The following is a 13,170-nucleotide window of genomic DNA, read 5'->3' on the forward strand; positions in this document are numbered from 1 at the left end:
AGCTTATTAGCACCCCCTATATCTGACGCAGGAATTAGACAGTGCTCGATTTAAGTTCAGGTGGTCGTAGTTCTTACACCATCTAACAGCTCTTCTGCACAGTGAGAGCCATGTAGCACAGAAATATCCCCGGTAGTCTCAAGGACTACTGCGCGAACATCAGAGAATGCCAGAACATTCGCTTCCCGTAATTTGGCGATTAGATCGCTTTGTGCAACACGAGTTTCGGTTAACGCCGAGTGAATTATCTCACCGTCTTTCATTAGTAGCACCGGCGAATTTTGCATCAACGATTCAATAGAATCAGAGGCCTTTCGAAGTCTGGCAGCCGAGCATTGAACAATAAACAAAGTGGCCATAGCCAGAATTGTCTGAAAATAGTCCAACCATGAGTTGGACTGACTCGCCCCTGCTAACAAAGACCCAATTGCAACTGTCATAACAAAATCAAAGTTAGTCATTTTGGAGAATGAGCGTAGGCCGTTCACTCGCACTAAGATAACCACCCAAACCATAGCGAACGAGGTTAATAACAAGCCTTTCAAAAAGGTATCTACTAATTCATTGTTCAAAAACATGTTCTGCGCGACTCCCGAGCGGATAATAGATACTGATATCCTATCCTTGTTAGCTTTCTTTTGAAAATGTCTATCTTTCTAATATTTGTGGCGCTGCGTTGATATTATCTCACCTACAGTGTTTACAAATACTTTAGCACGGCCCGAAGGGCGAAGGGCAGGATGCCCGGAGTAATCCCTCTCTCCGCCAAAATAGAGAACCCCGCTTATTGCGGGGTTTTGTGTTTTTGGAGAGTAGAGGACGAGATAAGACACCCAACGTCTTGCTAGTTACTCATCAAGTCCACGATTACGTAACAAAGCGTCTGTAGAGGGCTGACGGCCTCGGAAACCCACGTAAGCATCTAGGTAATTCAGAGTATCGCCCGTACTGAATACATAGTCATAAAGTCGCTGTGATGTTTCTTTATCGAAAATGTCATTTTTCTCTAAGAACGCGTCAAAACCATCGGCATCCAATATTTCTGACCACATGTAGGCATAGTAGGCAGATGAATAACCGCCGGAAAATATGTGCCCGAAGTGTGTGCTGCGATGGCGCATGATGATGGCGTCAGGTTTACCGTATTCGGTTAATACCTTATCTTCAAACGCCCTGACATCTAGCGAATCAACCGATGTAAGTTGATGGTATGCCATGTCTACCAGCGCCGACGCTGTGTACTCGACGGTGGCGAAACCCTGATTGAACGTACTCGCATCTTTAATGCGCTGGATTAACTCATCCGGCATGGGTTCATCAGTTTGATAGTGTCGGGCAAACTTTTTCAGAAGCTGCGGTTGCGCGATAAAGTGTTCGTAAATTTGTGCAGGAAACTCAACCCAGTCACGCGGTGTGTTGGTTCCGGATAAGGTCGGATAGGTCACGTTAGACAATAACCCGTGCAGCGCATGACCAAATTCATGAAAAAGCGTTACCGCGTCACCATAGCTCATCAACGTCGGCTCACCCTTAGCCGGTTTATTCAAATTCATGTTATTGAGGATCAGTGGTTTGACATCACCGGCAAGTTTTTGCTGCATTCTGAATGCACTCATCCAAGCGCCAGAGCGCTTTGAATCGCGCGCGTAGTAATCGCCGAAAAAGAGGCCAACGGTATCGCCGTTCGCGTCGAGAACTTCCCAGGTTCTGACCACCGGATTATAGAGTGGGATATCAAATCGCTCTTTAAACGTCAGGCCAAACAATTGTTCTGCCACGTAAAACTGAGCGTCGATCATGTTTTCCAGATCAAAATATTGTGTGATCTCACTCTGATCCAAGCTAAACCGTTGCTTCCTGACTTTCTCCGCGTAGAATCGCCAATCCCAAGGCATAAGCTCATACTCCACGCCGTCAGCCTGCATAAGTTCCTCAATCCACTGTTGCTCTTGTTCCGCTTTGGCGACGGCCGGTTCCCAGACCTTAAGCAGAAGATCCATCGCGGCAGAAGGCGTTCCCGCCATGGTATTTGAAAGCACATAGTCAGAGTGGTGTTTGTAGCCCAGTAACTGCGCGCGCTTTGCTCTTAACTTAACAATATCTTCAACAATCGCTTTATTGTCGAATTCATTATCGTTGTCTCCGCGGTTTGCCCAGCCCTTAAACGCTTTTTCACGCAAATCGCGGCGCTCTGAGAACTGGAGAAAAGGTTCAACACTCGAACGTTGCAATGTGATCACATATTGGCCTTTAAGCTCACGAGCATTTGCTTGTGCCGCAGCAGCATTGATCAATGACTGGGGAAGACCCGCCAAATCATTCTCTCCCAGCACTAAGCTGAATGCCTTTGTATCGTTTAATACGTTTTGGCCAAATTGGGTCGTTAAGCTGGAAAGCGATTCATTGATTTCTGACAAGGTTGCTTTATCCTCATCGGAAAGGTTGGCACCGGCCCGAACAAAGTCGCCGTACGTGCGCTCGGTCAATCGTATTTGTTCTGCATTTAATCCGGCTGAGTTTCTGCTGTCGTATACCGTTTTTATTCTGGCAAACAGGGCCTCATTCATCAGAATGGCGTTACTGTGGCGAGTGAGTTTGGGCGATAGGGTGCGTTGTAGCTGTTGAAGTTCATCGTTTGATTCTGTGTTGGCTAGGTTAAAAAACACGCGACTCACTTTGGTGAGTTTGTCTCCTGATAATTCCATTTGCGCCAGAGTATTCTCGAAATTAGGGACACTGTCATCATTGGCAATTTGCTGGATCTCTTCGCGATGCTCTTGGATGGCAGCATCAAAAGCAGGAAGAAAATGGCTATTCTCTATTTCAGAGAACGGAGGCACGCCGAAGGGGGTATCCCACTCATGCAATAACGGGTTAGCCTGAGTACTGGTGGATTTCTCTGCATCAGAGGTTTGCGTTGATGCGCTTTCCGGTGAACCCTGTTCGTCAATACGTGAGCATCCTGCCACAAGCAATGACAATGAGACTGCCACTGCGATGGCTGGCATTGAGCGTTTAAAACCTTTCATAAAATTTCCTATAGTGACTTTGACTGCTGCGAACTGACGATTACTTTTCATTGTGAGTTGCCGCCAAACTCATAAAATAAAGGCCTGTTGAGAAGCAGGCCTTAGTTCGTTTTGATGTGAAACTAGTTGGGTGTATAAGGTAACGATGAATGATGAAGGTTTATCTTGACGTTACCTTCGTCGTCCTTCATATACCCAAAGCTGTACTCAACTTTCACTTCTTCACCGTTTGTTTTGGTAAAAAAGTAGTTGCCCATCGACATCGCTGAGTCGCCGTCAGTGATTATCCCTTCATTTTCCCATCTTACATTGGTATACGGGGCCAGCGCGAAACCATTGTCTTCCTTCATGTCCTGACCGATAAAATAAGACAGTGCCTCTTTTTCAGTTCCACGGAACTGATCTACCGAGGCCAATGTTGGTTTAAACAAGACGGTTCCGCTATCGAACGCGTAAAATTTGTCGATATGCGCTACCGCAGCAGCTTTAGCATCCTTAGCTTGACCAATTTTAACAATGCCATCCCCCCACGCTTTCTGCGCCGCCTCTACTTCTGCCACCGTAATAGGGGCTGCTGAGAGTGATGCGGCAGTGGCGAGCGATAAAAGGCCGATACTGGTTGAATACAATGTGTTCATAAAGATTCCTTCATTAGGTTGTGGTTACTGTTGCGTTACGATACTCAGACAATGTTAACGCCAATCGTTCCATCAGCTAAAAACGTATATTTCTGATTTAATCACAATTTAATTCGATTATTTTCCGCAGGGTGACCCCGCTTGTTATGCACTTTGTTCCCATGCTGGAAAGGGGTCTGCCAGCGTTTTCCAGTGAGACTTACCCAGAAGCATTTCACTGTCGCTGAGCAGGCAGGCGTCAAGTGCGTCAATCATGGCCTGTTTGTCGAGATCTTGGCCTATGAAAACCAGTTCTTGCCGCATGTCGCCGAATGGCTCTTCCCATAGCGCAGCAATGGCATCGAGGTATTCACGCTCCGTAGGCCACTGTTCTGCCGGTACGGCTTTCCAAAATAAGCCGCCAAACCCATACCGAGCAATCCCACCAGCCTGACTCCACTGACCGGCACACCCGGGTCGTGTGGCTAGCCAAAAATAGCCTTTAGAGCGCAACAGTTTCCCGTAATTTTTGCTGCCATGTAAAAACTCATAAAATGCTTGCGGATGAAACGGACGTCGTGCCGAATAGCTGAAACTGCTGATACCATATTCTTCGGTTTCTGGCACATGTTCCCCGCGCATTTCTTTCAACCAACCCGGAGCCTGCTGGGCTTTTTCAAAATTAAATAGGCCGGTGTTGAGTACTTGGTCTAGATGAATTTTTCCGTTGATGATGGGAATAATCTTGGCCGACGTATTTTGACTGCGTAAAATGGCCGTCAATCGTTCTATGGCTTCTTTATCGACTAAATCTGTTTTACTGATCAAAATGACATCTGCAAATTCAACTTGGTCAATCAGCAAATCGGCGACGCTTCGCTCATCGTCTTCGCCAAGATGTTCTCCCGTTTCCTGCAAATACACCGCCTCGTCGTAGTCCTTTATGAAGTTGACGGCGTCTACCACCGTGACCATGGTGTCTAGTGTTGCAACGTCTGACAACGATATGCCGTCTTCGTCTGCGAACGTAAATGTTTCAGCAACCTGTAGCGGTTCAGATATACCCGTTGACTCAATCACTAAATATTCGTATTTGCCAGCGGCGGCCAACTTGTTGACTTCAACCAGCAAGTCCTCTCTGAGTGTGCAGCAGATACATCCATTGCTCATTTCAACTAATTTTTCTTCACTGCGACTGAGCGACACTTCGTTCTTGATCCGTGATGCATCGATATTAATTTCACTCATATCGTTAACAATCACCGCGACTTTTTTGCCCTCGCGGTTGTTTAAAATATGACTTAAAACAGTGGTTTTTCCGGCACCTAAAAAACCAGAGAGTACTGTTACGGACAGTTTATTTTTCATTCAGGGCTCCTTGATGTGGGCATTGTTGTTCAGACATGTTCATTAGCGGGCCTGGCAGTTTGTGTGAATACGGCGAAATTTGAAATTTCTTAGGTGGCCGTAAGCGACGAGCAATGAGCCAATCACTGATGCTACAACTTCCCCTTGTTCACCGAACACATCGTGTCCGAACAATGCAGTCAGCGTGAGGATCATGATCCCCGTTGAGACAAGGCGAACCACATGCCAATCTTTATGATGCTTAAAGCCCAGAAGGATGGCGACGAAGCTGATAGGGATTACGGCGACGAGCAACCACCAATTGAACTGCTCATCGCCAAAAATGCCGACACTGGATATGGCAGGTAATATGATCAACAGAGCAGGTAATAAAAGGCAGTGAATAACGCAGAGTGCGGATATTCCTACCGCGACTTTATCCGCGAGATTTAGCCATGACCGAAACATAAAAAGCCTTTGGTTGATTAACGCCAACGTTTCAAGTTAGCCAATTCAATAGTGTTATAGTATAACATATCATTGCGTGGTGAGGTCAGCAACGAATTTGAAAGATTTTAGCCCTTTTTTTCAGTACCGAAACGATTAACACGCTCTGATGCTTTGACGTTCGTCCAATACACAACGCAACTAGCAGGCGATGTCGTTGAATCAGGTTGCCCGTCTATTCCAAAAAGAACCGGTGTACAGCGGCTTCTGCAGTTTCATCGCCGGCAAATCACAGTAGGTTTTAACGAGGTTCTCGTTATTTTACACTAGAGCGAGTTTGAGTGACCGCTTGCCCATGAACTGTATGAGAGAGGACCCGCTTATGACGGAGATGATTAAACCTATTGCTGAAATGTGCGCGATTTTTATCGAATCGCTGGGGATTCTTATTATTGTACTTGCCGCGATCAGTGCGATTGCAAAAGGGGCGGTTATCACGATTAAACGAAACCTTGGCACTGAGGCACTGATGCAAATTCGGCATCACTTAGCCCGAGGCATTCTGTTGGGGCTTGAATTTTTAGTCGCAGCAGACATCATTCAAACAGTCGCGGTGACATTGTCGTTTGAGTCAGTCGGTGTCCTTGCCATTATCGTTCTGATCCGAACATTCTTAAGCTTTACGCTGGATTTGGAATTGACCGGCCGATGGCCGTGGCAGTCCGACAGCGCAGTGAAAAAGAGCACCCAGTCTTAGCAAACGTATGGCGTGAAAAGCTGCTGAAACGATAAAGACGGTAAGTCTTAGGTAAGTTTATTTTATGCTCGGTTTAAACCTTCGCATCGCGGGTGACGACAAACCCACTACGTACCTCAACTCTGGGAGTGAAACATGACATTTTCTGGTGTAGTGAATTGCATAAAATGGGTCGCCGTAACAGCAACGATGCTTCTTTCATTTACCACGCACGCCACCTGGTCTATTTTAGCTGTGGATAAGCAAACCGGTGAATTGGGCGTGGCGGGCGCGTCGTGTACGTCCGATGTATCGGGGATCGCGTCTATCGTACCCGGCAAGGGCGCTGTGGTTGTTCAGGCGGCGAGCAATTATTTTGCGCGCATGAAAGGCGTTGAACTGATGCACACCGATCAATCTCTGACGCATATTTTAAACGAAATGCGGGTTGATAAGTATTCGCCTGAACAGCAGCAGATAGGTCTTATTAGTCTTGCAGAAGGTGCTCAACCTCTAGTGAATTCAGGTGACCAAATTAAAGATTACAGCGGTCATCATGTGGGGGAAGACGTCATTGTAATGGGCAATTTGCTAGTCAGCCCCGATGTCATTTCAGATGCCTATGAAACCTTTCTCAATGGCCGTCAGGCGCATTTTTCCGCGCGATTAATGGCTGCGCTGAAAGCGGGTGAACAGGCGGGTGGCGATAAGCGCTGTGGCAGCCAAGCGGCGAGCTCGGCTTTTATATGGGTGTATGACCCGAGCGTTGAGGGGGTTGTTAGCCTCACGATCCGTGGACTTGCTAAAGGCGGGAAGCCGGCTGTATCGCTGCTTGGCGAGAAGCTGAAGGCGTTACATGCTGGGCCAACGTCAGGTCAGTGAAAACGTTGTACAACCGTTGGTTTGAGTAGCGTGTTGAACAGTTAAACCCGCTAAAAAGCGGGTTTAATCTTCGGCCTACCGATTGAGTTGCTGATGACGTCTCAATGCGCCCATAGCCAGAATAAACGCAGCCATCAAAAAAACGGTACGTGGCTCAGGTACGGCAGCAACAGCGTTGCTGACACTCAATGAGTAGCTAAATTCGCCCGGTAAACCAAGCCCTTCAGCGCCACCCACAGCCAAGGTGTAGATGCCAGGCATCATCACATTGATCAACAGCGTATCATTGCCGAACGCCGGCAACAGCGCAGACAAGCCACCCACGTAGGTCAAATCTTCAAAGAAAGTAAAGAAGTCACCATCATTATCAAACACGATACCCGCTTCTTCGGTGATCTCGCCCAGATACAAGCTCGCCCCAAAGGCAATATCTGAGACGACGTCGATACTTAACTCACCAGCGTTGCGGATATCAAAAACGTAGAAATCGATCGCATCGTTAAACGTGTCCTCGTCTAACCAGCCACTATCGCCAAAAACGTCACCTGTGTAGGTCGTATCCAAATCAGCGCTAATGATCGCACTGTTTGCGATACCCGATACCGTTAGCATTAACGCCGCTAAACTCATTTTAATACAATTTTTCATAGCAATTCCTTAAAAGCAGCGCCTTCTACGGCGCTGCGTGATTCAACAAGAGATAACTCGACTTACAACGCGCCATTTTCCCACGGGCCAGTAATCGCAAAGGTAACGCCTGGTGACTGAATGTTTACAAACAACCAGCGCCCATAAAAACAAGCACCTGCCCATTCGCGGCTGGTGAAACTGCGTCGATTTGAACCATCCGTCGATTCACCGACTCTGTCCCAGAAGTTGGCTTGTGTGCCAGGGTAAATCGAATCGATAAGCGCTAAATCACCTGCATCCAGATTGATGTTGTTTTCGCAGAACGGGAAGGTATTGCCCGATTGAGTCAAACCAATCAAACGCTTCGGATTTGAACCCCCATCTTCGCACAACAACATGTTGCCACGAGGGCTGATCGCAATGTTGTCTGGGCCATCCATTTCAGCGGCATCAGTTGATTCATAAACGATGGTGAGGAGTTCTTTACGCGGGTCATAGCAGAAAATCTGACCCAGGTTTGCGGCGCCGCCCGAGGTAGACACAAAATATACTTTGCCATCGTCGTACCAGCAGCCTTCGCCGCGCTCAACGATTGCAGCATCAGTGGCTTGGTCGTAGCAGCGCTGGCTCATCGCATCGGGGTCGGGCACTTCTTGCCAGGTAACATCCCACGTTGTGCCAACCGCCAATCCCTGACGTAAATCAACGCGACTGGTGTTGTCTAACACCATTGCGTAAAGGGTTCCGCCTGATTTCAGATCACCCCATTCACCAGCAGGCTCAAATTTGTAAAACGCTGATGAACCGGCATCTTCAGTTTCATACACAAAACCCGTGGCAGGATCGACCGCAGCCGCTTCATGCGAGAAACGACCCATTTCGCGGATTGGAACGCCATCCGACAAGCCAAACCCGGGTACTTCAAACACATAGCCGTGATTAAATCCTTGAGGGCCTTGGTTCCACGCATGGAATGTTTCTTCACACGACATCCAGGTTCCCCACGGCGTTGGGCCGCCTGCACAGTTTCTGATAGTGCCACCAAGGCTGTTGTACGAGGATAAAAATTCGCCTTTGACTACGTCGAATAACAGTGTCGAAGTACCGCCGTGTTGTACGTCGTTATACACACCACGATTTCCTCTGGGTGAAGATTTAGGCCCTTCGCCTTCGGAACACTCGTGATTGCGCACGATGGCAACAACATTACCTTTCGCAGCGACCACCGCCATTCCATCATGATCCGTTGGCGTCGGTAGGCGATCGTTTTGTATTTGCCCGGTCCAACCGAAGCTGGTGTACTCGAAGCCTTCAGGCAGCGAAATAAGGGGTAAACCCGTGGCTTTATCTAACGTGGGTGATAGAGGCCCATAGCTATCAGTATAAGGAAGTGACGCTGCGTTTGCCTTGCTGGCTAATGCCACAAAGGCCGTGCTTGCCGCTACCGTTGCTGAACCTTTCAGTACTTGTCGTCTTGAAAAAATCGATTTGGCTGGCTCGTTCGGGAGAGCGGTTGCATCGATATCTGGTATTGAGTCATGTAACGCTTTCATTGTTGGTCCTTAAGAGTTTGTTGTACCGCGAAAAAGGGTTCAATCATTCGATTGACAACAACCCGACACGGATCACAGTAGCGTGCTCAGATGACAAATTTCGGTCACTTAATTGACAGTATGGTGATCGTTAGATGACAGATTTAGTGATTTTATTTGACAAGCGAATTGTTGCGCTGAGGCGCAGGCTCACGCTGACTCCAGCGGATCAAAAGAATTGAAAACTCATAGAGTAAAATGACCGGCACGCCCAACGCGATTTGAGAGATAAGATCGGGAGGGGTCATAAAAGCGGCGACCAGAAATACGGCAACATAGGCGTGGCGCCGATAGCGACTGAGCGAGTCTGGCGAAAGTAAACCAGCCTTCGCTGCCACCCATAATGCAACAGGTAACTCAAAACACAGTCCGAAGGCCAAAATTAACTGGATCACGAGTGACAAATACTCACTAACACGCGCTTCAAGCTGAACCGCAATGGCTTGCTCAGAGTGACGCGTTTCAAAGCCTACAAAGAACTCCCACGCCATCGGCATCACAAAGTAAAACGCCAGCGCCGCGCCGCAAAAAAACAGCACCGGCGTTAAGATGAATAAAGGCAGAAAGTGGCCTTGCTCATGGCGATACAACCCCGGTGCAATAAATTTCCATATTTGGTTTAACACCAGCGGCAAGGTGAAAAAAAGCGCACTGAAAAAAGAAAGTTTGAGATAGGTGAAAAATGCTTCATGCAGGCCGGTGTAAATCATCCGCCGCTCACTGTCGCCCTGGAAGGCTTGCAGCAACGGTTGCTGTAAAAAGGCATAAACCGCTTCGACGAAATAGTAGGAGATACCAAACGCAATCGCAAAAAAGAGTAAACACAGCATGAGCCGTTTACGCAACTCAAGCAGGTGTGTGAGTAGGGGAGTCTTCACTTCCGTTTCAGGACTATTCACTGGGGGCCTCGGCTTTAGGCGTATCGGGCTGCTCGTCTCTACGCGATTGCGAGAGACGACGCTGATGATGGTAGTCTGGCGATAAACTGCCGGGAATGAAGTCTTTGGGTAAGTGTTGACGCACTTCGTCTGGCAGGTATTGGTCAAATGCAGCGTCGGCTTTGTGATTACCTTCGCTTAAGCCAATTTCGCGCTCAAGCTGAGTGACGCTGCCTTTAACCTCATTCATCATTTTTTTCGCTGCGCGGATCACGTTGGCTACCCAGCGAAACACGACCGGTAAATCTTTTGGCCCAATAACGATCAACGCGAAGGCTGCGCAAAAGCCCAGCTCCAACCAACTGATATCAAACATACAGTCGCCTCATCTTAGGCTTTAGTTATCTTGCTTCGATTTTTCTGCCGTTATGTTGGCGTCTAGGTTGTTAGGGGGTGAAGAAGACGGCTCAGCGTCATCTTTAATCCCATGCTTGAAATTTTTGATGCCTGAAGCCAAATCGGTCATCAAGGCAGGAATTTTACCTCTGCCAAATAACAGAATAAAAATCAGTGCGACAAGCGCGATTTGCCAAACGCTGAGTCCCATGGGTAACTCCTTCAATATGAATAGAGCTACACGCTAGCGCAGCAGAATGACACTTTCATGAACAAAAAAAGAACTAAATAAGTCAACGCGATTACGCCACAATCGCTGACTGCTCTCTAACGGAATATTTTATCCGAACCAGGTGATATAGCCGTAAAAATTAGGCCTAGTCATCCAGCCCTTGATGGGCTGGCATAGTCAGATTTTGCGTGATTGCCAGCGCACGCACGGTAAATGCAACGGAGCCTCCAGCCACTAAGGCAACACTTTCGTTCAATGGCAGATAAGTATGCAGTAAGCAGTAGGTGAGGGCTCCAGATAGCGAAGCCGTGATGTAAATCTCTCGTTGGAATACAACGGGGACATCATTCACGATCACATCCCGAATGATTCCGCCAAGACAGGCACTAAACACACCCATAATGGTTGCCACGGGGATATTCATGCCCAGTGCCATGGCTTTTTGCGCGCCCAGCGCCGTAAATAAGGCCATCCCCAGTGCATCAGCCCACAGTAGCGGTTTAGAGCGCCGCGAGATATGTTTTGCCGCAAAGTACGTCAGGATAGCTGACGCGCTGCAGACTAAAATGGTGTGATAATCATCCAGCCAGAACACCGGGACGTTAAGAATGGTGTCGCGTAGCGTTCCACCACCGATGCCTGTGATACAGGCCATAAATACAAAACCAATCCAATCGAGCCGATGGCGGGCTGCAACGAGGGCGCCTGACACAGCAAACGCGATGGTAGCGGCAATATTGAAGAGAAACAACAGCGTGATCACGAGGCCAACTCATGGTGAGAAAAACGCATGCTATCATTCAGCGCGCCAGATTTGAACGTAAAGGCTGGGTAATACGGCAGCGGTGCTAGAACAGGCTCAAGTCGTGAGCAAATTGAAGGGTAACGCCGTTTGTCCAACCAAATCCTTCTTGTACATCATACTCTCCGCCGCTCGCAAGCGCAGAAGGAGTGACGACATTGTATTTTTCAAAAACTTTCTGGTGACGGTCGAATTGGGTATTTACTGTGCTAAGCCAAGCTGTCTTTATGTGTGTGGCGGTAGCGGTTAGGCCGTAGCGTGCAAGCCCTTGGGCAGCGAAATAGTGTAGTGGGGCCCAGCCATTCGGAGAATCCCATTGTTGCTCTGTGTCGTTTAAGGTTGTGATCAACCCGCCGGAAGTTAAAAAGTGCGTGCGCAAATTTTGTTCTATCTGACGTGCTTGCTGATGACTGCATAGCCCAGCAAACAGCGGAACAGTAGCGGCAAGTGACCATGTGGATGAGCGGATCTCTTGTGACGTATCAAAATCAAAATACAGCTGATGCTGTTCACACCACATCAGTGTGTTTATCGCCACTTGTCGGTCGTCTGCAAGCGCGGTGTAGCGACGATACTCGCGGCAGTGACCCAATCGCTGGTGAAAGCCAGCCAGATGCCGCTCTACTAAGTAAAGCAGGGCGTTTAAATCAACAGGGATGACATCTGTTGTGTGAATTGAGCTAAAGTCAGTGGGATCGCGTAGCCAACGTGAGCTGAAATCCCATCCAGATTCGCAGGCCGCGCGCAAATGCCGGTAAAATGCAGCTTTTTCCCCGTCAGGGACTTTTGCCGCCAACGCAATATCTTCACGGTATGACTCAGGCCGCGGGCCGTCGGCATCATCCCAATACCGGTTGAGTGTGAAGCCCTGCACGTTGATCACTCGCCGGTGGCTATCGCCATGGCTACAAAGCTGGTCTGCACCGTCCATCCACAAACGATATTCAGTTTCGATAGCCTTCAGACTGCGCATGAAAAACGCGTCATTTTGACTCACTTTAACGTCATCGCTGGTATCAATGATGAGCTGAAGCAATAACGATAATATTGGCGGCTGGGTGCGCGTCGCGTAGTAGTAGCGATTGCCGTTGGGGATGAGTCCGATATGCTGTTGTAACTCAATGAAATTTTCCATCATCGATTGTACCAGCGGCATTTTGTCACTCAACACCAGCCCGAGGCTGGTGAAATAACTATCCCAATAGTAGATCTCTCTGAATCGACCTCCGGGCACAATATAAGGGTGACTGAGTGGAATAAGCGTCGTATTTTTCTCAACATCGGCAGCTCTGGCGAGCAATGACCACTGTTGCTCAATATAGTCAGTCAGTGATTGTGGTTTGGGAGTACCCAATACCTCACCGACAGGGGCAAAGCTGAACTGCGTTTGCACGAACTGCTGCAAATCAAAATCTTGCAGGTGTTTTTCACTCAAGTAGGCATTAGCGGCATACGTGAAACTGTGCGTCGGTATTGCGTCAGCAAATGTCTTACTGTCCGCAAACACGTTACTGGTCTGCACGTCGTGAAAGAGCGAGCTGTTAAAAAATCGCATGCACTCATCGTGTTCATTACGTCTGCT

14 protein-coding genes are annotated in these 13,170 nt (G+C 48.2%); 2 read left to right on the forward strand and 12 right to left on the reverse strand.

Annotated features, from left to right (window positions below):
- Nucleotides 1-56: 56 nt before the first annotated feature.
- From KIU71_RS14215 to KIU71_RS14235, 5 genes are all read right to left on the reverse strand, one after another.
- Nucleotides 57-578, reverse strand: coding sequence for a DUF421 domain-containing protein (locus KIU71_RS14215; protein ID WP_214131960.1), 522 nt, complete (start codon nt 576-578; stop codon nt 57-59).
- Between the two features lie 270 nt (nt 579-848).
- On the reverse strand, nt 849-3,029 hold the full coding sequence (locus tag KIU71_RS14220; protein WP_250207521.1) for a M3 family metallopeptidase: 2,181 nt from the start codon (nt 3,027-3,029) through the stop codon (nt 849-851).
- Nucleotides 3,030-3,151: 122 nt separating this feature from the next.
- The gene (locus KIU71_RS14225) at nt 3,152-3,667 is read right to left on the reverse strand and encodes a phosphoribosyl-AMP cyclohydrolase (protein WP_214131961.1); all 516 of its coding nucleotides are present in this window, start codon (nt 3,665-3,667) and stop codon (nt 3,152-3,154) included.
- A 144-nt stretch (nt 3,668-3,811) separates the two neighbouring features.
- Entirely contained in the window at nt 3,812-5,014 is a 1,203-nt protein-coding gene (zigA, locus tag KIU71_RS14230) for a zinc metallochaperone GTPase ZigA (protein ID WP_214131962.1), read from the reverse strand.
- 42 nt (nt 5,015-5,056) lie between these two features.
- The gene (locus tag KIU71_RS14235) at nt 5,057-5,461 is read right to left on the reverse strand and encodes a MerC domain-containing protein (RefSeq protein WP_214131963.1); all 405 of its coding nucleotides are present in this window, start codon (nt 5,459-5,461) and stop codon (nt 5,057-5,059) included.
- 361 nt (nt 5,462-5,822) lie between these two features.
- Between KIU71_RS14235 and KIU71_RS14240 the strand changes: the two genes are divergently transcribed.
- Both KIU71_RS14240 and KIU71_RS14245 read left to right on the forward strand, forming a co-directional pair.
- Nucleotides 5,823-6,197 (forward strand): DUF1622 domain-containing protein, encoded by a 375-nt coding sequence (locus KIU71_RS14240; RefSeq protein WP_214131964.1) that lies wholly within the window; start codon nt 5,823-5,825, stop codon nt 6,195-6,197.
- A 135-nt stretch (nt 6,198-6,332) separates the two neighbouring features.
- Nucleotides 6,333-7,058 carry a DUF1028 domain-containing protein gene (locus tag KIU71_RS14245; RefSeq protein WP_214131965.1) on the forward strand — a complete coding sequence of 242 codons (726 nt, stop codon included), beginning with the start codon at nt 6,333-6,335 and terminating at the stop codon, nt 7,056-7,058.
- 75 nt (nt 7,059-7,133) lie between these two features.
- On the opposite strand, the gene KIU71_RS14250 is transcribed toward KIU71_RS14245, so the two are convergent.
- From KIU71_RS14250 to KIU71_RS14280, 7 genes are all read right to left on the reverse strand, one after another.
- Entirely contained in the window at nt 7,134-7,706 is a 573-nt protein-coding gene (locus KIU71_RS14250) for a PEP-CTERM sorting domain-containing protein (RefSeq protein ID WP_214131966.1), read from the reverse strand.
- A gap of 62 nt (nt 7,707-7,768) precedes the next feature.
- Nucleotides 7,769-9,241: an alkaline phosphatase PhoX gene (locus KIU71_RS14255; protein ID WP_214131967.1), complete on the reverse strand. Its 1,473-nt coding sequence runs from the start codon at nt 9,239-9,241 to the stop codon at nt 7,769-7,771.
- Between the two features lie 152 nt (nt 9,242-9,393).
- Complete coding sequence (gene tatC, locus KIU71_RS14260; protein WP_214131968.1) at nt 9,394-10,179, reverse strand: twin-arginine translocase subunit TatC; 786 nt, start codon at nt 10,177-10,179, stop codon at nt 9,394-9,396.
- Nucleotides 10,172-10,534: a Sec-independent protein translocase subunit TatA/TatB gene (locus tag KIU71_RS14265; protein ID WP_214131969.1), complete on the reverse strand. Its 363-nt coding sequence runs from the start codon at nt 10,532-10,534 to the stop codon at nt 10,172-10,174. Before KIU71_RS14265 ends, tatC begins: the two co-directional genes overlap by 8 nt.
- Nucleotides 10,535-10,555: 21 nt before the next feature.
- The gene (gene tatA, locus KIU71_RS14270; protein ID WP_214131970.1) at nt 10,556-10,765 is read right to left on the reverse strand and encodes a twin-arginine translocase TatA/TatE family subunit; all 210 of its coding nucleotides are present in this window, start codon (nt 10,763-10,765) and stop codon (nt 10,556-10,558) included.
- 166 nt (nt 10,766-10,931) lie between these two features.
- Nucleotides 10,932-11,549: a trimeric intracellular cation channel family protein gene (locus KIU71_RS14275; protein WP_214131971.1), complete on the reverse strand. Its 618-nt coding sequence runs from the start codon at nt 11,547-11,549 to the stop codon at nt 10,932-10,934.
- Between the two features lie 85 nt (nt 11,550-11,634).
- Nucleotides 11,635-13,143, reverse strand: coding sequence for a trehalase family glycosidase (locus KIU71_RS14280; RefSeq protein ID WP_250207522.1), 1,509 nt, complete (start codon nt 13,141-13,143; stop codon nt 11,635-11,637).
- Nucleotides 13,144-13,170 lie beyond the last annotated feature (27 nt).

The organism is Alteromonas oceanisediminis (assembly GCF_018474025.1).
GTDB classification, from domain to species: Bacteria; Pseudomonadota; Gammaproteobacteria; order Enterobacterales; family Alteromonadaceae; genus Alteromonas_E; species Alteromonas_E oceanisediminis.

What these genes read in the sequence shown, in the direction of transcription:
- KIU71_RS14225 (WP_214131961.1), bottom strand. Translation starts at nt 3,667, where the DNA reads ATGAACACATTGTATTCAACCAGTATCGGCCTTTTATCGCTCGCCACT.
- KIU71_RS14255 (WP_214131967.1), bottom strand. Translation starts at nt 9,241, where the DNA reads ATGAAAGCGTTACATGACTCAATACCAGATATCGATGCAACCGCTCTC.
- zigA (WP_214131962.1), bottom strand. Translation starts at nt 5,014, where the DNA reads ATGAAAAATAAACTGTCCGTAACAGTACTCTCTGGTTTTTTAGGTGCC.
- KIU71_RS14215 (WP_214131960.1), bottom strand. Translation starts at nt 578, where the DNA reads ATGTTTTTGAACAATGAATTAGTAGATACCTTTTTGAAAGGCTTGTTA.
- KIU71_RS14220 (WP_250207521.1), bottom strand. Translation starts at nt 3,029, where the DNA reads ATGAAAGGTTTTAAACGCTCAATGCCAGCCATCGCAGTGGCAGTCTCA.
- KIU71_RS14280 (WP_250207522.1), bottom strand. Translation starts at nt 13,143, where the DNA reads ATGCGATTTTTTAACAGCTCGCTCTTTCACGACGTGCAGACCAGTAAC.
- KIU71_RS14250 (WP_214131966.1), bottom strand. Translation starts at nt 7,706, where the DNA reads ATGAAAAATTGTATTAAAATGAGTTTAGCGGCGTTAATGCTAACGGTA.
- tatA (WP_214131970.1), bottom strand. Translation starts at nt 10,765, where the DNA reads ATGGGACTCAGCGTTTGGCAAATCGCGCTTGTCGCACTGATTTTTATT.
- KIU71_RS14245 (WP_214131965.1), top strand. Translation starts at nt 6,333, where the DNA reads ATGACATTTTCTGGTGTAGTGAATTGCATAAAATGGGTCGCCGTAACA.
- KIU71_RS14235 (WP_214131963.1), bottom strand. Translation starts at nt 5,461, where the DNA reads ATGTTTCGGTCATGGCTAAATCTCGCGGATAAAGTCGCGGTAGGAATA.
- KIU71_RS14240 (WP_214131964.1), top strand. Translation starts at nt 5,823, where the DNA reads ATGACGGAGATGATTAAACCTATTGCTGAAATGTGCGCGATTTTTATC.
- KIU71_RS14265 (WP_214131969.1), bottom strand. Translation starts at nt 10,534, where the DNA reads ATGTTTGATATCAGTTGGTTGGAGCTGGGCTTTTGCGCAGCCTTCGCG.